We start from the raw sequence: 18,191 nt of genomic DNA on the forward strand, positions 1-18,191 counted from the left end.
CGCGCCGCGGAATGTAGGCCGTTCGCCGTATTCTGATCACCATGACCGAGCGATCCGGCGAGTCCATGGAGTCCGGCGACGACACCCGGCTCGATCTGCTGCGGGAGCAGCGCACCGGGGCGCTCGTCACCCTCAAGCGCGACGGCCGGCCCCAGCTGTCCAATGTCGCCTTCACCTACGACCCCGCGACCCGCCTCATCCGGATCTCCGTCACCGACGGCCGCGCCAAGACCCGCAATCTGCGCCGCGATCCGCGCGCGAGCTTCTATGTCACCAGCGGCGACCGTTACTCCTATCTGGTGGCCGAGGGCGACGCCGAGCTGACGCCGGTCGCCGCCGATCCCCATGACGCCACCGTCGACGAGCTCGTCGAGGTCTACCGCGCGATCCAGGGGGAGCATCCGGACTGGGAGGAGTTCCGCGCCGCGATGGTGGCCGACCGGCGGCTGGTGGTGCGGCTGCGGGCCGATCGCGCGTACGGCTGGGGGCGGCAGACCGGCCCCCTGAGCGGCCCCCTCACCGACTGAGGCCCGGCCGGGTCCCGACCGAGGCCCTGCCGAGACCCGACCGAGGCCCGGCCGCGACCCGACCGAGGCCCCTGCCGAGACGACTGCGATGCGGCCGAGACCGGCTGAGACCGGCCGAGGGGCCTTCGGACACACCGCCCCTCGGTCGGCTTGCGCTGGCAGGTTCTCCCCCTTGTGCCACCCTTCCGCCCCTCGGGCCCCACGAGCCGCGATGGCACCCTCATCCGAGCGCCTTGAATCGATCCGAGCGCGCTGAGCACGCGGTTCGCCATACCGCACGCCCCTCCCCTCCCCCCTCCCCCGGACCGCCCCGCACCCGGTCGCCACGCGGCGTTCCACGGCGCTCCACCTAGCGCACGCGACAATAAGCCACCTAATGACTACTTGTAGCGACCGGAAGTGCTCGATCGACGTGCGTTCCTGACGCGCACCGCGTAAGACTCCGTCCGGTATCTGCAATCACGAGCAAGGGAGTGTTCGAAATGCGGAAAACGACAGGGGCGATCGGCCTGGGAGCCGCTCTGGCCATGAGCGCCGCGCTGGGGATCGGCACCAGCGGGACGGCGAACGCCGAACCCGCGCAGCCAAGAAGCCTGTACCCGCCCTCCGCGTTGGTCCTCACCGTCGGCTATGGGGCCGACGCGGCCTCGGCCGACGTCCAGCGCGCGGTGACGCTGAGCTGTCAGCCCACCCCCACCGGTACCCATCCGGCGGCCGCCCAGGCATGCGCCGAACTGCGCACCGTGGACGGCGCGTTCACCGCGCTGACGACCCGGTCGGAGCCCGGCCGGGTCTGCACCAAGGAGTGGCGTCCGATCACCGTCACGGCGGAGGGCATCTGGGACGGCCGCCAGGTGTCGTACGAGCACACCTTCGCGAACAACTGCTTCAAGAACGCTGCCTCGACGCTGGTCTTCGACTTCTGACCTGCTGAACGACCGCACACACACGACCGTACAAAGGGGAAGCCCCCGGACACCGTCCACGGGTGTCCGGGGGCCCTGCTCTGTCCGCGGGATCAGCCGATCTCGGCGCCGAACGCCTGCAGCGCCTCCGGCACCGGCTGGAAGAACGTCTCGCCACCGGCGGAGCAGTCACCGCTGCCGCCGGAGGTCAGACCCAGCGCCGTGTCGCCCGCGAAGAGCGCGCCGCCGCTGTCGCCGGGCTCGGCGCAGACGTTGGTCCGGATCAGCCCGTCGACCGAGCCCTCCTGGTAGTTGACGGTCGCGTTGAGGCCGGTGACCTCGCCACCGTGCACCTGGGTGGTGGAGCCGCTGCGCTGCACCTTCTCGCCGACCGTGGCGTTGCCCGCCTTGGAGATGGCCTGGGTGCTGCCGTTGTAGAGGTCCACCGCGCTCGGGTGGGCGGTGGCCTTGGTGTACTTCACCAGGCCGTAGTCGTTGCCGGGGAACTCGCTGCCCGCGTTGGCCCCGATCTCGGCACCGCCCTGCGCGTCGGACCAGCTCTTGATCGCCTCGGTGCAGTGGCCGGCGGTCAGGAAGAACGGCTGGCCGCCCTTGACCACGTTGAACCCGAGCGAGCAGCGTCCACTGCCGCCGAAGATGGCGTCGCCGCCCGCGATGAAGGTGGAGAACTTCCCGGCCGAGCGCTTGACCTCGACCTTGTCGCCGAGGCCGCCGGAGACCTTGTTGAGGGTGGCCAGCCGGGCGCCCTTGACGCTGCTGTCCGCGGTGACGACGACCTTGTTGGTTCTGGGGTCCACCGACCAGGAGGTGCCGGGAATGGTGGCCTTGTCCTTCAATGTCTGACGAGCCTGTCCCAGCTGGGCCAGGGTGTACTTGACCACCTTGGCCTCGGCGCCGGCGTCGCGGACCTGGTCGACGGCGGCCTTGTTCACCACGTTGACGACCAGCTTCTTGGCCTTGGCGTCGTAGTACGAACCCGCCGTGTCGCCCTTGAGGGCGGAGGTGAGGCTGTGGGCGAGCTTTCCGGCGGCGCCGACCGACAGGGCGTCGGGCTCCGGCTCACCGGGTGCGGCGTTGGCGTTCTGCAGCGTGAGAGTCGCGGCGACCAGCGCCACAATGCCGCCACCGGCTATGGCGATGCGGCGCTTGGATATGCGGCGGTGCTTCAACTCTTTTCCTCCAGTGGGGGGTTGGGCCCATCGGCAGTGGGGTGCCGGGCCCGGAGGGCGTGCATGGCATGGGCGCGCCTGCCCAGACGGAGGCGCGTCCATGCCAATTTGTGCCGCCGAGTATTCCCAGGGACACCAGGGCCGCACAAGACCGCGTTCACGTCGGGGGTGTGAAATTTACCCTGCGCGCCCGTGTCCGGACATGGCGGTGCCCGCGCACATCAGTCCGTGCGCGGGCACCGATCGCGGTTCAGCGAGCCCGCGTCTCCCGCTCCCGCTCTCGCTCCGGCTCGCGCTCGGTGAGGGTCGGGATGGCTGCCGGGGAGGGCCGCTCGGGCGGAGCCTCCCGCTCCGGGATTTCCCGCTCCGGGGCACCGTCGACCGTCCGGCCCGCCGCCTCCGAGGGCTGCTGCCCCCGCTCCAGGAAGCGCAGCAGCTCCACCGGGATGGGCAGCACCAGCGTGGAGTTCTTCTCGGCGGCCACCGCCATCACCGTCTGCAGCAGCCGCAGCTGGAGGGCCGACGGGGTCTCGGCCATCTGCGCGGCGGCCTCGGCCAGCTTCTTCGACGCCTGCAGCTCCGCGTCCGCGTTGATCACCCGGGCGCGCCGCTCCCGGTCGGCCTCCGCCTGGCGGGCCATCGACCGCTTCATGGTCTCCGGCAGCGACACATCCTTGATCTCGACGCGGTCGATATGCACACCCCACCCGACGGCCGGGCTGTCGATCATGAGCTCCAGGCCCTGGTTGAGCTTCTCCCGGTTGGAGAGCAGATCGTCCAGATCACTCTTTCCGATGATCGACCGCAGCGAGGTCTGGGCCATCTGGGAGACGGCGAAGCGGTAGTCCTCGACCTCGACGATGGCCTCGGCCGGATCCACGACCTTGAAGTAGACGACGGCGTCGACCCGCACCGTCACATTGTCCCGGGTGATGCCCTCCTGGGAGGGCACGGGCATCGTCACGATCTGCATATTCACCTTACGGAGCCGGTCGATCACCGGAGCGATCATGGTGAACCCCGGCCCCCGGATACCCTGTCGCAGCCTCCCGAGCCGGAAGACCACTCCCCGCTCGTACTGCTTGATCACACGGGCCGACGCCAGGGCGCAGACGGCGCCGATACAAGCCAGTACCACGATGACTGTCACGAGCGCATCGACCATCACGGCCACCTGCCGTCCCTATCGTGAACGATGCCCCACTTGGGGTACTGATCTCCACGATAGTCCTGACGCGAATCCGTGGGGAGGGCTGTGGAAAACCCCCCGCCCGGGGTCCGGGCGGGGGGTTCGTCGGCCGAAGGAGCTCACGCCGGGTCCGTCTGCCTGAGCAGGCTTAGTACACGTTCACGCCATACGCGTTCAGCGCCTCGACGACCGGCTGGAAGAACGTGGTGCCGCCGGAGGTGCAGTCACCGCTGCCGCCGGAGGTGAGGCCGAGGGCGGTGGAGCCGGAGTAGAGGGAGCCGCCGCTGTCGCCGGGCTCGGCGCAGACGTTGGTCTGGATCATGCCGTAGACGATGTCACCGCCGCCGTAGTTGACCGTGGCGTTCAGCGCGGTGACCGTTCCGCTGTGAATGCCGGTGGTGCTGCCGCGCCGGGTGACGGCCTGGCCCACGGTGGGGTTGGCTGCCCTGGTGATGTCCTGGCTGCCGACGGTGCCGGAGGGGGTGACCGAGCCGCTGTACTGGACCAGGCCGTAGTCATTGGTCGGGAAGCTGGAGCCGACCGTCGGGCCGATGGTGGTGGTGTGGCCGGAGTTCGACCACCAGGTGCCCGCACCGTCGGTGCAGTGACCGGCGGTGACGAAGTAGTTCGTCCCACTGCTGTTGCGTACGTTGAAGCCGAGAGAGCAGCGCCAGCTACTCGCGTAGATGGCATCGCCGCCGGAGATCAGCTTCTGGATCTTGCCCGGGGTGCGCTTGACCTCGATGGCGTCGGCGCTCGTACCCGCGGTGCTCTTGATCTTGGCGATCTCGCTCTTGGACACGGTGCTGTCGGCCGTGACGACCAGGGTGTTGGTCGCCTTGTCGACATACCAGGCGGTGCCCGCGACATCGGCGTCGAGGACGGCATGGGTGGCCGCCTTCGCCTCCGAAGCGCTGAACTTGGGGGTGGCGTCGTTTCCGGCGTAGGCGGCGGGGGCGGCGAGCGCCGTCCCGGCCACCAGGGCGGACGTCGCGGCGAGCAGGGCGATGCGTCTCGCCTGCTTGCTGTGGGGGGCGTTGCGCTTGATCCTCAACTCTTCCTCCGGGGGAATCGGGGGTCCGCTTGGGTGGGCAGGCCCGTGAGGCGCAGTCAGCGAGCCCGCCGGAAGCCGATTCCGACGTGCCCCTGACAAGCGCTTCCGGAAGTATTCGTGGACGCGGGCGTACCGCGCAAGAGGACAATTCGGAACAGCTACCGGACACATGTCGCATGGCCCCGGCGGCTTTTCGCCACCGGGGCTGTGCGCCCATCCCCTCGGGTACCTACAGGACGAGCCCGCGGGCCGTCAGGTTCCGGTTCGGCCCCTGCAATCCGTACGCCCGGGTGCCGGCCCGGCCGCGGAGCCGGTCAGCCTCGCCCCCCCTGGATACGAAAGCCCCAGGTGGTCGCGGAGTGTCCGGCCCGCGTAGGCCATGCGGAAGACCCCTCGTTCCTGGAGCAGCGGGACCACCCGGTCCACGAAGTCGTCCAGCCCGCAGGGGGTCAGATGCGGTACGAGGATGAAGCCGTCGGCGGCGTCGGCGGCGACAAAAGCGGCCATCTCCTCGGCGACCGTCTCCGGGGTGCCGATGAAGGACTGGCGGCCGGTCGCCTCGATCACGGTCTGCCGGATGGACAGCCCTTTCTCCTCCGACAGCGCCCGCCACTTCGCGGTGAGGGCTTGCGGATCGGCGTGCCGGTGGTGTTGTTGACGCCGGGGAAGTGCGCGGCGAGATGGATCTGTTGGGGCCGCTCGGACGGGTGGCTCATCGGACGGCCTCCCTGGCGAGGGCGTAGCGGTTGGCCGGGCGCGGCCGCCCCAGATGCTCGCGCAGCGTCGTACCGGGGTAGAAGGTGCGGAACAGCCCGCGATGCTGGAGCAGCGCCACGGTGCCGTTGACGAAGCGTTCGAGGTCATGGCGGGGTACGACGGGGGCGATGTGGAAGCCGTCCACCGCCCGTGCGCCCTGCCAGCCGGCGATCAGCTCGGCGAGGCCGACCGGTCCCCCCGCGGTACAGCGGCGGCCCGTCGGCCACGGCCGTCAACGGGCCCTGCTCCGGGCCGAGTTCGGCGGCGCACTCGCCGTCGCCCAGAGCCACGGCGATGGCGGCGAGCACGGTGAGCGCGTCGGCGTCCCGGCCGTACGCCACCGCCCGGTGCCGCAGCTCATGCCTATCCGGCCCGCCGCGTCCGGGCCGGTGGCGCGCACCAGGGCCACATCGGCGTGGCGGGCCGCGGTCTGCCAGGTGACGGGGTCGGTGGCGTCGATCGCGACGACCGGATGACCCTGTGGGGGCCTCGGCACGATGGCGGGGCCGCGCACCCGGAAGTGGGCGCCCTCGAAGTGGACGTAGTGCAGTTTGTCGCGGTCGATGAAGCGGCCGGTTGCCGTGTCACGGATCTCGGCGTCGGTGAGCACGACGGCGTCGGCGGTGAGCGGGGCTGACCGCCCCTCCAGCCACACCTGCTGACGTCCGTCACGCGGCCCGGTGACGCGTACGGCGCGGTGCCGGTGCTCATGGACGGTGATCCCGGGCGGCAGTGCGGCCGGCGACTAACAGCCGCAATCGCAGCCGCAGTCGCAGCCGTCGCAGCAATCACAACCATCACAGCAGTTGCAGCAGTCACAGCAATCGCAACAGTCCGAGCAGTCATCGCACTTGTGGCACAGACCCTCGCGCGGCTGCCCGGTCCACGGGTCGTCGTACGGGTCCCGGCAGCACACCTGGCAGGTGCAGAAGAGCCCGGTCCACACCATGCACCCGGCGATCAGCCCGCGCCGGTGGCGGTTCGGCGGCTCGGGCGGCGCGCCGCCGGGGCCGCCGGGCCCGGGCGGGGTGATCCACGGCGACTGCGGCGGGCCGAAGGACGCCTCCGGGGCGTGCGCGGCGGGTGCGTCGCGCGACGCCTCCGCGCCATGGCCGGTGTGCGGACAGCCGGTGGTGCCGAAGGCCCGGTCCACCGCGCGCTGGAGCTCATGCGCCAGCAGCACATGCGCCAGCTTGCCGGACCCCTTGCTCGCGAATTCGACCTCCCGGAGGGCGAGCCGCACCCCGTGCACTGCGTCATCGCAGAGCCTGCGGACCTCGGCGAGGTCCGTTCCGGTGGCCGTGATCGGGTTCCAGGCGTCCGTCTCGGCGTCCTCGGCCAGGTCCTCCACCGCGTCCAGCAGATGCGCGAGCCGTCCGAAGAGCCGACCCGCCTCCTCCAGCGGGGCCCGGTTGCCGGGGCGCCCGGCCAGGACGGCGGTGTGGCCGAAGGCGGCGGCGGTCGCGGTCTCGGTCGGCTCGGTGACCGTCAGCAGTGAGGTGCCGGGGCCGGTCGCGTCCTCGATCTCGGTCTGCCGGCCGACGGCGTCGAGCAGTACGGCCGTATCGAAACCGATCTCGGCTCCGCTGCGCGCCCCGGCCCGGTCCCATCGGCCGGCCACCCGGCGGGCGGCCGCGGCGACCGGCCGCCGGGCCAACGCCCCGTCGCCGTCCGCGACATGGTCCCGCATCTTCGCCGAGGCCAGCACCAGCGAGACGGTGGCCGCGAGCCGCGCCCCCTGGCCCTGGGCGACCGACGCCGTCCGCATCCCGCGCAGCGGACACGGCCCGGCGGTGCGCCGCCGGCCGTCCGAGCGCCCGGCCTGGGCCTCCACGAGCACCGAGATGACCAGACCGTCGTAATTGGTGGCTATTCGGGCAAACTGCCCGTGGTCCCCCCTCAACGCGAGGCATAGCCCGCACAAATGCGCCATCCACTCGGTGCGCAGGTTTTCCGACAGCCGATGGCGGCAAGGCCGGATAATGCCAAACACCACGATCCCCGTTCACCCGTACGTCCCTGACGTCACCCGTCCGGCCCGGCGGAGTCTACCCAGCACTCCGTCAGCCCCCGTAAGCAGGTGGAACTCTGATATGGCGCCAGCCGTTGTGCACCAGTAACGTCACGAATCCCCTGTGCGGCCGCAATCCACGTGGCAGACCATCCGCATCATGGACGACCATAGAGGGGCGGACAGTACACACCATCAGGGAGAGGAGGCGTCCATGGGATCGGTACGCAAGGCGAGTGCCTGGCTTGGCCTCGTCGACGACAGCGATGACGAGCGCTACTACGACGACGACTACGCCGAAGGGCCCGAGCCCGGCGACTCCTGGGTGACCGACCCGCGGGTGCGGGTGGCCGACCAGGCCGCGCAGGACCAGGGCACGCGCATCGCCACGGTCACCCCGGACGGCTTCCGGGACGCCCGCGGCATCGGTGAGCTGTTCCGGGAAGGCGTTCCGGTCATCGTCAACCTGACGACGATGGAGCCGGCCGACGCCAAGCGCGTGGTGGACTTCGCGGCCGGGCTGACGTTCGGGCTCCGCGGCTCCATCGAGCGCGTCGCCACCCGCGTCTTCCTCCTCACCCCCGCCGACTACCAGATCGTGAGCGGTGAGGCCGGCCGCTCGGTCAGCGGCTTCTTCAATCAGAGCTGACGGGCGAGGCCGCTCGCCGGAGGCGTCCTACCGGAAGGCATCGATCCCGGTGAGCGCCTTGCCCAGCACCAGTTGGTGCATTTCGACGGTGCCCTCATAGGTGAGCACCGATTCCAGATTCGTCGCATGCCGCATCACCGGATACTCCAGCGAGATCCCGTTGGCGCCCAGGATCGTCCGGGCCGTGCGGCAGATCTCGATCGCTTCCCGCACATTGTTCAGCTTGCCGAAGCTGATCTGCTCGGGGCGGATCCGCCCCGCGTCCATCCGCCGCCCCAGATGATGGGCGAGCAGCACCCCCTTGTGCAGCTCCACCGCCATATCGGCCAGCTTGGCCTGGGTGAGCTGGAAGCCGCCGATCGGCCGGCCGAACTGCTCACGGGTCCGCGCGTAGTCCAGCGCCGCCTCGAAGCTCGCGCGCGCCGCGCCCATCGCGCCCCAGACGATCCCGTAGCGCGCGTGGCTCAGACAGCTGAGCGGCCCCCGCAACCCGCTGGCCTCGGGCAGTACGGCGTCCGCGGGCAGCCGCACGTCGTCCAGGACCAGTTCGCTGGTGACCGAGGCGCGCAGCGACCACTTGTGCTTGATCTCGGGGGCCGAGAAGCCGGGGACATCGGTGGGGACGACGAAGCCGCGGACGCCCTCGTCGGTGCGGGCCCACACCACCGCGACACCGGCCACCGAGCCATTGGTGATCCACATCTTGCGGCCCGTCAGCACCCAGTCGGAGCCGTCGCGCTTCGCGTACGTCCGCATCCCGGCCGGGTCGGAGCCATGGTCCGGCTCGGTCAGCCCGAAGCAGCCGATGACCTCGCCGGCGGCCATCCGCGGCAGCCACTCCCGCTTCTGCTCCTCGGAGCCGAAGCGGTGGATCGCGTACATGGCCAGGGAGCCCTGCACCGAGACCAGGGAGCGGATCCCGGAGTCGGCCGCCTCCAGCTCCAGACAGGCCAGACCGTACTGGACGGCGCCGGCGCCCGCGCAGCCGTAGCCCGTGAGCGACATGCCGAGCGCGCCGAGCGCGCCGAGTTCACGGGCCAGTTCCCGGATGCCGGGCAGCTCACCGCGCTCGTACCAGTCGGCGATGTCCGGCAGTACGCGGTCGGCGGCCCATTGCCGCACGGTGTCGCGGACCGCAAGGTCCTCGGGGTCGAGCAGGTCGTCGATCCCCAGCGGGTCGCTCGGGTCGAACGGTGGAAGGGTGCCAGCGGGCATGAGTAGCGGCCTCCGGTGTGGTGATCCCGGTCGGATCAGACGCTACGGCCGGGTAACGCCTGTCGTCCAGACCTTCCTCGCCAGGTCAGCCCGGGGAGTCGGCGCCGACGACGGCGGTGCGGTCGCGCGGCTCCTGCCGGCGCGCCTGCTCCTTGGGGGCGGCGCCCGGCTCGGACTCCTCCTCGTCGGCCGCACCGCACTCCATGGCCCTCGGCAGCCGCAGCGCCGCCAGCGCGCCCATCAGCAGCAGACCCGCGCTGACCGCGAGCGTGACATGCAGACCGTGGACGAAGGACACGCGGGCGGCGGCGCGCAGCGCGCTTCCGGCCGCCCCGCCGAGCTGGTTCGAGACGTCGTACGCCGCGCCCAGCGACTGGCCGGCCTCCGTACCGGCCGAGGCCGGTACGCCGGTCACCGAGGAGACACCGGGCTTGTAGGCGGCGTTCATGACGCTGCCGAGGAGGGCGATGCCGATACCGGCGCCGAGCTGGTAGGAGGTCTCGCCGATGGCGGCCGCCCCGCCCGCCGACTTGGCCGAGGCTTCGTTCAGCATGGACTCGTACGCGCCGAACAGCGTGGTCTCCAGGCCGAAGCCGAGAACGATGAAGGCGCCGACCAGCACCGCGGGCCGGTCGGACTGGCCCATGACGGTGAGCGAGAGAACGGCGACGGCGGTGAGCACGAAGCCGAAGGCGACCATGGTGCGGGGGCCGAGCCCCTGGAGCATCCGGGATCCCGCGAGCCCGGCGCCCATGGCGGCGAAGGTGAGCGGCAGCAGCCGCAGACCCGTCTCGAGCGGGGTGAGCCCGAGCACGAGCTGAAGGTACTGGGCGGCTATGAGCTCCAGGCCGACGAGCGCCAGCAGGGCGAGCACGATACAGCCGACCGAGATCGAGAAGGCGGGCCGCGCGAAGAGCCTCAGGTCCACCAGCGGATGCGTACGGCGCCGCTGGCGGCGGACGAAGAGCACCAGCAGCACCGCCCCGAAGAGCGCCGGGACGGCGGTGGCGAGGTCCAGCAGCCCCGCGCCGCTGCCCACCCGCTTGACGCCGAAGACCACACAGAACAGGCCGAAGGCCGCCATGAACGCGCCGAGCACATCCCAGGGCCCTTCGCCGTCGCCGGTGGACTCCGGCAGCAGCCAGCGCCCCACCGGCAGCGCCACGGCCATCAGCGGGATGTTGATGAGGAAGACCGAGCCCCACCAGAAGTTCTCCACCAGGAAGCCGCCGAGCAGCGGGCCGACGGCCGCACCGACGGCGGCGACCGCGCTCCAGACGCCGATGGCCAGGGCCCGCTCACGACGGTCAGGGAAGACCTGGCGCAGGATCGACAGCGTCGCGGGCATGATCATCGCGCCGCCGATGCCCAGCAGGGCACGGGCCACGATGAGAATCTGCGGACTGGGGGCGAAGGCCGCGAGGGCCGAGGCTGCGCCGAAGAGCCCGTAGCCGAGCAGCAGGACGCGCCGGCGGCCGACACGGTCGCCGAGGGTGCCGAAGAGGATCAGCAGGGACGCGCAGACCAGTGGGTAGGCGTCCACGATCCACAGCAGTTCCATCGCGCCGGGGCGCAGATCCTCGGTGACGGCCGGGACCGCGACATGGAGCACGGTCGCGTCGACGGCGACGAGCAGCAGGCTGACGCAGAGCACGAGGAGCACGATCCAGCGGTTCGCTCCGCCGCCCGCCTCGGTACCGCGCCATTGCCGGGGAACGCCCGCCGTCCGCCGAGTGCGGGCCGTGGTCGTCCCGGACATGTACGCACCTCCCTGGTCTTGCGCTCGCGTTCCGCCCGGGGGCGGAAACGTCACGTCGTGGGGACGTCCGGTGGCCCGGTGGCGAAGGCGCGAGTGAGAGGTCAGGGTACGCGAGTCCCCGCGCCCGACGTGTGCCGCAGGTCATGTTGCGACCCACGTCGCAGGCGGTTACGGAGGAGTACGTTCCACGCGTCCCCTTTTGTCCCCCCGGTTCCCCGTGCCCCGGCGTACGCCGGGTATCCGTATGCCGTTCGCCTCCCGTTGTCCACAGGCGCCGCGGGCCACCGGAAACATGCTTGATAATCGTCGCCGTGACTGATCTCGCCCACGCCGGCACCACGCCGCTCAGCGACGACGGCCGGCCGGGCCGCGCCGCTCGTGCGGCGCTGCGCCGAGCCGCTCCGGCGCTGCTCTCGTATGCGGGGACGCGCCTGCTCGGGCTGGTGGTTCTCGCCGTCTGGGGAGCCTTCGCGGACAAGAGCCCGCACCAGCTCCTCTCGGCGCGCTGGGACTCGCTCTGGTACACCCGCATCGCCGAGGAGGGGTACGGCTACACGCTCCATCTGGCCGACGGGGCGGTCCACTCCAACCTCGCGTTCTTCCCGCTGCTCCCCGCGCTGGAGCGGGTGATATCCGTCATAACCCCGCTGGGCGCGGCCGACGCGGGCCTCGCCGTGTCCTGGCTCACCTCGCTGCTCGCCGCGTGGGGGATCTTCGCGGTCGGCGATCTGCTGTACGGCCGGCGGGTGGGCACCACGCTGGCCGTGCTGTGGGGTGTGCTGCCGGTCGGGATCGTGCAGTCGATGGCGTACTCCGAGTCGCTCTTCACGGCGCTGGCCGCCTGGGGGGTGTACGCGGCGCTCACCCGGCGATGGCTGTGGGCGGGCGCCCTCGCCGCGCTGGCGGGCCTCACCCGGCCGGTCGGGGCGGCGGTGGTCGCGGCGGTCTGGGTGGCCGCGGCGGTCGAGCTGCTGCCCGGCGGGCGGTGGCGCCAGGCGTGGCGGACCCATCCGCGCGCGCTGGCGGGCGTCGTCCTCGCCCCGCTCGGCTGGCTGGGCTATGTGGTGTGGGTCGGCTTCGAGACCGGTAGCGTCACCGGCTATTTCGACGTCCAGAACGGCTGGGGGAACGGCTTCGACGGTGGTCTGGCCTTCGCGGGCTTCGTCGGCGGGCTGCTGATACACCCGCCCTTCGTGGCCGGCCTCGGGCTGCTGCTCGGCGTCGCGGCGCTGATCTGGCTGTACACGCGCTGTGTGCGGCAGCGCCAGCCGCTGCCGCTGCTGGCCTACGGCGGGGCGGTGCTGGTCCTCGCGCTGGCCGCGAAGGGGTATTTCGGCTCGAAACCGCGGTTGCTGATCCCCGCCTTCCCCCTGCTGCTGCCGATCGCGATCGCCCTGGCCCGGCTGCGTCCGGTGCGGACCGCGCTGGTCCTGGGCTCGGTCGGACTCGCCTCGGCGGTGTACGGGGCGTTCTGGCTGCATGGCTCCGGACCGCCGTGATCGGGCCACCTCGGCCGGTTCGGGCCGGCGACCGCCCCCGTCCACCCGGCGACACCCGGGGAAACAGTGAGGAACGTCGCGGCCAATCACCGATAAACGACCCTGTAAGAATTCCATAAAGGGAGTGCGGGGCGGTGTTTGGAAGGCCGTGCCCACATAAGTTCCGGGGCCTCGTGCATTCCTTGGAAAGGCGCGGCCAAAAGTCGCCGACGAGACCTACTCCACATCACATCGTCATCACAAAGCGACCTGAGTGACTGAAGCCGCCTGTCACGCAATGTAACGTCGATTAGGTGCGTACCGAAGACAAGCTCCCTGAGACCGAGGAGCGACCAACCGATCTCGCGCGACCACGCATGACCCGAACACGCTTCTGGTTGCTCGGGACCACGCTGGCGGTCTACGCGGCGACCGTGATCGGCGTGCTCACCACCTCATGGCTGGTGAAGCTCGACTGGCAGGTCATGCTCTTCCGGCCCTACAAGCAGTGGCCGGAGTTCCACACGTTCCTGGACTACTTCGTCGTCATGGGCCAGCGCGGTCCCACCGCGGTGGCGGTCGCCGCCTGGCTGGGCTGGTGCTGCTACCGGCACCGCACCCTGCGCCCGGGGCTGGTGCTGGGCACCTCCCTGCTGCTGCTGAACATCACCGTGGGTGCCGTGAAGATCGGCTTCGGCCGGCTCGGCCCGCACTACGCCACCACCGTCGGTTCCAGCGAGATGTGGCACAACGGCGATATATTTCCTTCGGGTCACACCGCGAACGCCGTGGTCACCTGGGGTGTGCTGGCCTATCTGGCGACCACTCCCCGGGCCCGCAGGGTCGCCTCGCTGATCGCCGCGGGGTTCGCTTTCGGCGTCGGCATGACGACCGTCTACCTCGGCACCCACTGGCTGAGCGATGTGGTGCTGGGCTGGGCGGCCGGGGTGCTGGTGCTGCTGGCCCTGCCGTGGCTGGAGCCGGCCATGGCCCGCGCCGAGGTGCTGCTGCTGGCCCTGTGGCGGCGGATGCGCCGGGGCCGGTTGCCCGTACGGGTGCCGTCCGCATGGCCGGTCGCCGGATCTCCCCTGGCCACACCGCGTGCCGCGCGCGACGACGAGCTGCCCGCCCGCGAGCCGGTGGGCGCGGTCCGGTCGGGCGGCGCCACGGGGCGCGGGTCCGAGGCCCGGCCGCACCACCCGGTCCGCCAGCACACGGTGCGCTCCGAGCGGACCCCGGTCACCCCGGTCGGCAGCCGCCGACCGCCGCACGCCGACCGGGTGCCGCGCGCCACGGCACCCCTCAGCCCGTCCGCCGGGCGCGGACGGACGACCACGGGCGGCTGAGCCGCCCCACCGGGCCGCGGGGCGGTACGCACAGCCTTCCCCCGCACCGGTTCTCCCGGCATCGGCGGCACACCACGGCCCCGGACGCTCCCGCTGGAGCGTCCGGGGCCGTCGCCGTGTCCGGGGCGGGGCGTGCGCGCACGGCGAGGGCAGGCGGGCGGTCAGCCGCGCCAGCAGCGCTTGACGACGCCGTCCGCGACCTCGAAGTTGATCCGGCCCCGCAGGTACTCCATCGTGATGATCGCGCCCGGCGGCAGCCTCCGCACGGTGGTCCAGCCGCGCTCGCGCGCCACCTCCTCGGCGGTCCGGGCGTCGAGGCCCACATAGCTGTCGAGGTCGTCGTCGGGTTCGGCCGGAAGGTTCGGTACAGGTCCCATGACAGCCACGGTAGGTGGCTCCATATGGGTGGGAAAGCGGAGGCGGACACCGGCTGACAGAGTCTCATGCGCCCCATGTCCGTCACTCGTCACACTTGTGTCACAGAAAACACGCCCGGGTTTGTCAGCGACTTTGTCACTCTTCCGGGGCTTGTGTTGACGCCTCGAAGATGACTGAGAGTTTCCGCCGAAATCCCCAGGCAAAGGCGACGGTCTGGTATAGGCGACGGGCTGTTCGCGAGATCTGCCGAACAAATTGCAGCGGCCGACGGAAAAATCGACGCCCCGGGACCCCTCCGGAGCACACAATTCCGCCACAAACCGCCGAATACGAGCCCTCAGGTTTGCCCCGGCGCCGACGCGGTACCCGCCCCCATCGAGGCCAACATGACAGACACATCCAATGAGAACCGCGAGAAGACGGCGACCGGCGGCCTGACCCCGCTGGCGCTCCTGCGCTCTGCCCGTGAACAGCTCGTCGAGCTGACGGGCCTGTATCCCGAGTCGCTGACCCGCATGGAGCGGACCGACGAGGGATGGGTGCTGGACGCCGAGGTGGTGGAACTGGCCCGGGTACCGGAGACGATGAGCCTGATGGCGTTGTACGAGGTGACTCTCGACCCGGACGGCCAGCTCACCGGCTACCGCCGCATCCGCCGCTACGAACGCGGGCGAAGCGACCGAGGCTGACCGTTGGCGGGCCCGCGCGGCCCGCCGGACACGAGAGGACACACTGCGACATGACCACTGTTGTCCCGGCACAGCAGAGCAGGGGTGGGGGCGGCTCCAGCGGCCTGTACGACATCCTGGAACTCATCCTCGACCGAGGGCTGGTGATCGACGCGTTCATCCGCGTCTCCCTCGTCGGCATCGAGATACTCAAGATCGACATCCGGATCGTGGTGGCGAGCGTCGACACCTATCTGCGGTTCGCGGAGGCGTGCAACCGGCTCGACCTGGAGTCGGGTCCGAACAAGTCCCCCGGCCTCCCCGAGGTCGTCGAGGGCATCACCGAGGGCGGTGCGCGCTCCAAGACCAAGGGCGCGCTGTCCGGCGCCGGCCAGACCGTCTCCAAGGCCGCCCAGTCCGTGGCCGACGCGATCAGGCCCTCGGACGAGGACGAGGAGGAGTCCTCTCACACCCGGCGGCGCCCGGCGGCCCGTAAGTCGGCGCCGAAGAAGTCCGAGGAGTCGGCATGAGCACCTATGTCTACGGCATCGCGCGCGGCGAGGCGGTCCTGGGCGACGAACTCCTGGGCATCGGCGATCCCCCGCTGCCCGTCCGCGCGCTGCACGAGGGCGAGCTGGCCGCGATCGTCAGCGACTGCGCGCCGGATCTGAAGCCCCGGCGGCGCGATCTGCTGGCCCATCAGCATGTGCTGGCCGAGGTGAGCGACGCTCATCCGGTGCTGCCGATGCGGTTCGGCAGCGTCTCCTCCAGCGACGACGACGTGCGCAGCGTGCTGGCCGAGCACGCCGACCGCTACCACGACCAGCTGCGGCGGCTGGGGGACCGGGTGGAGTACAACGTCAAGGTGGTGCACGACGAGGACGCCGTGCTGCACCAAGTGCTCTCCGAGGAGCCGGAGTTGCGGGCGCTGGCCGAGGCCAACCGGGCCGCGGGCGGCGGCACCTACGAGGACCGGGTGCGCTTCGGCGAGCTGGTGGCGAACGCGGTCCGGGCGCGCGAGGTGCACGATGCGAAGCTCGTGGAGGAGGCGCTGGCCCCCACCGCCGAGGCGCACCGCCCCGGTCCGGAGAGCGGCGGCTGGTTTCTGAGCCTGTCCCTGCTGACGCCCAAGGACGCCGCCGAGCCGCTGATGGAGGCGGTCGCCGAGCTGGAGAACGCCCACCCCCGGCTGAAGCTGCGGGTCAACGGGCCGCTGCCGCCGTACAGCTTCGTCGATTCCTGATGCTGTTCATCGGCTGGGTGCTGAGGCAGGTCGTCGCCGTGGCGGAGCGGGAGTACTACGACCCGGCCAACATCCAGCGCGCCCTCATCGAGCTGGAGACCCAGCTCGATGAGGGCCTGATCGACGAGAAGGAGTTCGAGCGGCAGGAGGATGTGCTGCTCGACCGGCTTGAGGAGGCGCGCCAATGGGCGAACGGGACCCTATGACCACCGCCCGCGGCGGGGGGCTGCCCGGATCGGGCGGGGCGTACGGCTCACCGGCGTCGTCGTTTCCCTCACCGGGGTCGTACGGACTGGCGTCGGCCCGCGGGGACGGCTCGGCCAACCTCGCCGACATCCTGGAGCGGGTGCTCGACAAGGGTGTCGTCATCGCGGGCGACATACGTATCAATCTGCTCGACATCGAGCTCCTCACGATCAAGCTGCGGCTGATCGTGGCCTCGGTCGATAAGGCCAAGGAGATGGGGATCGACTGGTGGGAGCACGACCCGTCGCTGTCGTCGCGTGCCCGCGCCGAGGTGACGAGCGGGGAGAAGACCGAATGACCGAAGGACTGCAGTACGCCTATGCGGTCGTCCGGGACACCGGCGCCCCGGACGCCGCCCCCCACACCCTGGACGCTCTGGAGGGGCTTCGCGGGGTCGCGGGCGAACCGGTGCGCGCCGTGCGCCATCTGGGGCTCGCCGTGCTGGCGGGCCCCGTTCCGGCGGAGGACTTCGACGAGGGCTCGCTGCGCGAGCGGCTGGAGGACATGAGCTGGCTGGAGGGGGTCGCCCGAGCCCATCAGCGGGTGGTGGACACGGCCGGCGCCGACGCGTGCGTCATCCCGGTCCGGATGGCCACCGTCTGCCGCGGCGAGGAGGGGCTGCGGCGCATGCTCGCGGACGGGCGGGACCGGTTCGCGGCGGCGCTGGACCGGCTGGAGGGACGGGTCGAATGGGGCGTCAAGGCGTATGCCGCGCCGCCCGCACCGGAGAAGCCGTCCGCCGAGCCCTCGGCCGCTGTCTCGGGCCGCGACTATCTGCGCCGGCGCAGCGCGCAGCGCCGGGCCACCGAGGAGCGGTGGGGCCGTACGGAGGACGGCGCGCGGCTGGTGCACGACACGCTCGCCCAGCTCGCGGAGCGCGCCCGGCTGCATCCGCCGCAGGACGCGCGGCTGTCGGGTGAGTCGGATCACCATGTGCTGAACGCCGCGTATCTGGTGCGGCGCGAGGACAGCTCGCAGTTCGCGGTGCGGGTGGGCGAGCTGGCCGAGCGGGCGGCGGGGCTGCGGCTCGAGCTGACCGGTCCATGGGCGCCGTACTCCTTCGTCGCCCCGGACGAGGCGGAGGGCGCGGGGGCGGGCGCATGACCGCGAGCCCCCTGGCCCATCACCAGATCGCCCTGGTGGACCTGTTGGACCGGCTGCTGGCGGGCGGTGTGGTGATCACCGGCGATCTGACCCTGCGGATCGCCGATGTCGATCTCGTCCGCATCGATCTGCGCGCGCTCATCAGCTCGGTGAACGAGAATGTGCCGTCCCCCTGGGAGGAACCGTGACCACGCGGAAGCTGGAGCTGGACCAGGACACCGTCGAACGCGATCTGATGAAGCTGGTGCTGACCGTCGTCGAGCTGCTGCGCCAGCTCATGGAGCGGCAGGCGCTGCGCCGGGTGGACCAGGGCGATCTGACGGAGGACCAGGAGGAGCGGATCGGGCTGACGCTGATGCTCCTGGAGGACCGGATGAACACGCTGTGCGACCGCTACGGCCTCGCGCCCTCGGATCTCAATCTGGACCTCGGGCCGCTCGGGCCGCTGCTGCCCCCGAGGGAGTGACGCTCGG

20 protein-coding genes and 2 pseudogenes are annotated in these 18,191 nt (G+C 71.1%); 13 read left to right on the plus strand and 9 right to left on the minus strand.

Going from position 1 to position 18,191, the window contains the following annotated elements; genetic code table 11:
* Positions 1-65 precede the first annotated feature (65 nt).
* Both ABZS71_RS15540 and ABZS71_RS15545 read left to right on the plus strand, forming a co-directional pair.
* Positions 66-527: a PPOX class F420-dependent oxidoreductase gene (locus ABZS71_RS15540; protein ID WP_356210472.1), complete on the plus strand. Its 462-nt coding sequence runs from the start codon at positions 66-68 to the stop codon at positions 525-527.
* Positions 528-1,009: 482 nt separating this feature from the next.
* On the plus strand, positions 1,010-1,453 hold the full coding sequence (locus tag ABZS71_RS15545; RefSeq protein WP_356210385.1) for a subtilase-type protease inhibitor: 444 nt from the start codon (positions 1,010-1,012) through the stop codon (positions 1,451-1,453).
* Between the two features lie 92 nt (positions 1,454-1,545).
* Here the strand turns inward: ABZS71_RS15545 and ABZS71_RS15550 are convergent, their stop codons facing one another.
* The 6 genes and pseudogenes from ABZS71_RS15550 to ABZS71_RS15575 form a co-directional block, all read right to left on the minus strand.
* Positions 1,546-2,622 (minus strand): S1 family peptidase, encoded by a 1,077-nt coding sequence (locus tag ABZS71_RS15550; RefSeq protein ID WP_356210388.1) that lies wholly within the window; start codon positions 2,620-2,622, stop codon positions 1,546-1,548.
* 250 nt (positions 2,623-2,872) lie between these two features.
* Positions 2,873-3,787 carry a slipin family protein gene (locus ABZS71_RS15555; protein WP_356210390.1) on the minus strand — a complete coding sequence of 305 codons (915 nt, stop codon included), beginning with the start codon at positions 3,785-3,787 and terminating at the stop codon, positions 2,873-2,875.
* A gap of 172 nt (positions 3,788-3,959) precedes the next feature.
* Positions 3,960-4,865: a S1 family peptidase gene (locus ABZS71_RS15560; RefSeq protein WP_356210393.1), complete on the minus strand. Its 906-nt coding sequence runs from the start codon at positions 4,863-4,865 to the stop codon at positions 3,960-3,962.
* A 252-nt stretch (positions 4,866-5,117) separates the two neighbouring features.
* A pseudogene (locus tag ABZS71_RS15565) lies at positions 5,118-5,501 on the minus strand (hypothetical protein); the annotation flags it as partial.
* A gap of 76 nt (positions 5,502-5,577) precedes the next feature.
* Positions 5,578-6,222: pseudogene (locus tag ABZS71_RS15570) on the minus strand (LLM class flavin-dependent oxidoreductase); the annotation flags it as partial.
* 144 nt (positions 6,223-6,366) lie between these two features.
* A complete protein-coding gene (locus tag ABZS71_RS15575; protein ID WP_356210473.1) occupies positions 6,367-7,614 on the minus strand; it encodes a DUF5685 family protein in 1,248 nt (415 codons plus the stop codon).
* Between the two features lie 232 nt (positions 7,615-7,846).
* Here ABZS71_RS15575 and sepF point away from each other — a divergent pair, with 232 nt between their 5' ends.
* Positions 7,847-8,281, plus strand: a complete 435-nt coding sequence (gene sepF / locus ABZS71_RS15580; protein ID WP_355858592.1) for a cell division protein SepF — start codon at positions 7,847-7,849, stop codon at positions 8,279-8,281.
* Positions 8,282-8,308: 27 nt separating this feature from the next.
* Here sepF and ABZS71_RS15585 read toward each other — a convergent pair whose 3' ends face one another.
* Both ABZS71_RS15585 and ABZS71_RS15590 read right to left on the minus strand, forming a co-directional pair.
* The gene (locus ABZS71_RS15585; protein ID WP_355858595.1) at positions 8,309-9,496 is read right to left on the minus strand and encodes an acyl-CoA dehydrogenase family protein; all 1,188 of its coding nucleotides are present in this window, start codon (positions 9,494-9,496) and stop codon (positions 8,309-8,311) included.
* An 85-nt stretch (positions 9,497-9,581) separates the two neighbouring features.
* Positions 9,582-11,255 (minus strand): MFS transporter, encoded by a 1,674-nt coding sequence (locus ABZS71_RS15590; RefSeq protein ID WP_356210395.1) that lies wholly within the window; start codon positions 11,253-11,255, stop codon positions 9,582-9,584.
* Positions 11,256-11,566: 311 nt separating this feature from the next.
* Between ABZS71_RS15590 and ABZS71_RS15595 the strand changes: the two genes are divergently transcribed.
* Together ABZS71_RS15595 and ABZS71_RS15600 are read left to right on the plus strand one after the other, a co-directional pair.
* Positions 11,567-12,754 (plus strand): mannosyltransferase family protein, encoded by a 1,188-nt coding sequence (locus ABZS71_RS15595; RefSeq protein WP_356210397.1) that lies wholly within the window; start codon positions 11,567-11,569, stop codon positions 12,752-12,754.
* A gap of 293 nt (positions 12,755-13,047) precedes the next feature.
* The gene (locus tag ABZS71_RS15600; RefSeq protein ID WP_355858603.1) at positions 13,048-14,079 is read left to right on the plus strand and encodes a phosphatase PAP2 family protein; all 1,032 of its coding nucleotides are present in this window, start codon (positions 13,048-13,050) and stop codon (positions 14,077-14,079) included.
* 161 nt (positions 14,080-14,240) lie between these two features.
* On the opposite strand, the gene ABZS71_RS15605 is transcribed toward ABZS71_RS15600, so the two are convergent.
* Entirely contained in the window at positions 14,241-14,456 is a 216-nt protein-coding gene (locus tag ABZS71_RS15605) for an I78 family peptidase inhibitor (RefSeq protein WP_356210399.1), read from the minus strand.
* Positions 14,457-14,843: 387 nt separating this feature from the next.
* Here ABZS71_RS15605 and gvpO point away from each other — a divergent pair, with 387 nt between their 5' ends.
* Genes gvpO through ABZS71_RS15645 form a run of 8 tightly spaced genes read left to right on the plus strand, consistent with a single transcriptional unit; the run spans position 14,844 to position 18,184 of the window.
* Positions 14,844-15,146, plus strand: a complete 303-nt coding sequence (gvpO, locus tag ABZS71_RS15610) for a gas vesicle protein GvpO (RefSeq protein WP_355859869.1) — start codon at positions 14,844-14,846, stop codon at positions 15,144-15,146.
* 50 nt (positions 15,147-15,196) lie between these two features.
* Positions 15,197-15,655: a gas vesicle structural protein GvpA gene (locus tag ABZS71_RS15615; protein WP_355859867.1), complete on the plus strand. Its 459-nt coding sequence runs from the start codon at positions 15,197-15,199 to the stop codon at positions 15,653-15,655.
* Positions 15,652-16,368 carry a GvpL/GvpF family gas vesicle protein gene (locus ABZS71_RS15620; protein ID WP_355859865.1) on the plus strand — a complete coding sequence of 239 codons (717 nt, stop codon included), beginning with the start codon at positions 15,652-15,654 and terminating at the stop codon, positions 16,366-16,368. Before ABZS71_RS15615 ends, ABZS71_RS15620 begins: the two co-directional genes overlap by 4 nt.
* Positions 16,368-16,574, plus strand: a complete 207-nt coding sequence (locus ABZS71_RS15625; RefSeq protein ID WP_356210401.1) for a gas vesicle protein GvpG — start codon at positions 16,368-16,370, stop codon at positions 16,572-16,574. The genes ABZS71_RS15620 and ABZS71_RS15625 overlap by 1 nt, the downstream gene beginning before the upstream one ends.
* Positions 16,553-16,912, plus strand: coding sequence for a gas vesicle protein (locus ABZS71_RS15630; protein ID WP_355859861.1), 360 nt, complete (start codon positions 16,553-16,555; stop codon positions 16,910-16,912). The genes ABZS71_RS15625 and ABZS71_RS15630 overlap by 22 nt, the downstream gene beginning before the upstream one ends.
* Positions 16,909-17,718: a GvpL/GvpF family gas vesicle protein gene (locus ABZS71_RS15635; RefSeq protein ID WP_356210403.1), complete on the plus strand. Its 810-nt coding sequence runs from the start codon at positions 16,909-16,911 to the stop codon at positions 17,716-17,718. The genes ABZS71_RS15630 and ABZS71_RS15635 overlap by 4 nt, the downstream gene beginning before the upstream one ends.
* Positions 17,715-17,906 carry a gas vesicle protein gene (locus ABZS71_RS15640; protein ID WP_355859857.1) on the plus strand — a complete coding sequence of 64 codons (192 nt, stop codon included), beginning with the start codon at positions 17,715-17,717 and terminating at the stop codon, positions 17,904-17,906. Before ABZS71_RS15635 ends, ABZS71_RS15640 begins: the two co-directional genes overlap by 4 nt.
* Positions 17,903-18,184, plus strand: a complete 282-nt coding sequence (locus ABZS71_RS15645) for a gas vesicle protein K (protein WP_355859855.1) — start codon at positions 17,903-17,905, stop codon at positions 18,182-18,184. Before ABZS71_RS15640 ends, ABZS71_RS15645 begins: the two co-directional genes overlap by 4 nt.
* The last annotated feature ends 7 nt before the right edge of the window (positions 18,185-18,191 follow it).

This window comes from Streptomyces sp. NPDC005393 (assembly GCF_040606675.1).
GTDB lineage: Bacteria > Actinomycetota > Actinomycetes > Streptomycetales > Streptomycetaceae > Streptomyces.